Source organism: Acinetobacter tianfuensis, from assembly GCF_003611465.1.
Lineage (GTDB): Bacteria > Pseudomonadota > Gammaproteobacteria > Pseudomonadales > Moraxellaceae > Acinetobacter > Acinetobacter tianfuensis.
In genome coordinates, this window is record NZ_RAXV01000084.1 from 1 (window position 1) to 1,309 (window position 1,309).

The following is a 1,309-nucleotide window of genomic DNA, read 5'->3' on the forward strand; positions in this document are numbered from 1 at the left end:
TGAACCGTACCGGGTTTGTCGGAGACATTTTTATTTAAGTTAGGCCACGTGACCTAACGGGTTAATCTTATCATAGTACATTGCTTCAAACTCAAAAGGCGATACATAACCCAATGCGCTGTGTACACGCTTTTTGTTGAACCAATCTACCCAATTTAATGTCGCAAGTTGTACATCCGCTAAACCTTGCCAGTCTGCTTTTAAATATTCAATCACCTCTGTTTTGTATAACCCATTCACTGTTTCAGCCAAAGCGTTATCGTATGAATCACCGGTCGTACCGACTGATGCTCGTAAATTTGCTGCTTCTAAACGATTGGTATAGCGAATTGAAAGATATTGAACACCTCTATCTGAATGATGAATCACATTCTTAGGCATACCTCGGTCATGCAATGCTTGCTCTAGTGCATCGAGCACCATGTCTGTATTCATACGTGTTGATACTTTCCATCCAACAATCGCTCGTGAGAACACATCAATAATAAAGGCGGTATAGACCCAGCCTGAATGAGTTTGAATATACGTGAAGTCACCGACCCATAGTTGGTTTGGATAATCAGCAGTAAAATTACGTTTCACTAAATCATCCGCTCTTTTTTGATCATCTCGGCTACGGGTGGTGTATTTATTCTTCCCACGCCAAACACCCTGTATACCTAGCTTCTTCATCAAGCGAACCACTGTACAGCGTGCAATAACATAACCTTCACGTTTCAGTTGTTGCCAAACTTTACGTACACCATATCGACCTGAACTTTCTTTCCAAATTCGTTTAATTTGTTCAGCATGATGCAAATCATGTAGATCTCGCTTTGCTCGATGTTCTGGGTTTTCAGCAATATCTAGTGTTCGATAATAGGTAGAAGCTGAGATCGGTAAAATCCTACAAATCGCCTCAACACCATATAACGCCTTATTGTTATGGATGAAATCCACCATTATTTGTGTGGGCGGTCGAGCTCCGCCTGGGCGAAAAAAGCGGCTGCTTTACGCAGAATTTCATTGGCACGCTTTAATTCTTTGATTTCACGTTCCATTTGCTTCATTTTTTCTTGATCAGAGATCTGTTGTACTTTGATAGGATTTTGCTCATCTAAATGCTTTTGATGCCAAGCACGAAGTGTTTCAGGAGTACAACCAATCTTAGGCGCAATAGCTGTGATCGCAGCCCAATTAGATGGATAGTCTTTTTCAGATTCAATCAATAATTGAACCGCTCTTTCTCTGATTTCAGGGGTATATTTTAATTTGGTCATCGGAACATTCTCTCAGAATACTGAGTCTCCGACAAACCCGGTACGGTTCA

1 protein-coding gene and 1 other annotated feature are annotated in these 1,309 nt (G+C 41.0%); the gene reads right to left on the reverse strand.

Annotated features, from left to right (window positions below; genetic code table 11):
• Positions 1-39: 39 nt before the first annotated feature.
• Positions 40-1,259 (reverse strand): IS3-like element ISAba34 family transposase gene (locus D7V32_RS16925; RefSeq protein ID WP_085944009.1). Its coding sequence is split into 2 segments (ribosomal slippage): positions 40-983 and positions 983-1,259, totalling 1,221 coding nucleotides; the frame shifts between segments, so codons are not numbered across the junction.
• Positions 868-984 (reverse strand) — a sequence feature (AL1L pseudoknot). (Overlaps the previous gene by 117 nt.)
• Positions 1,260-1,309: the final 50 nt, after the last annotated feature.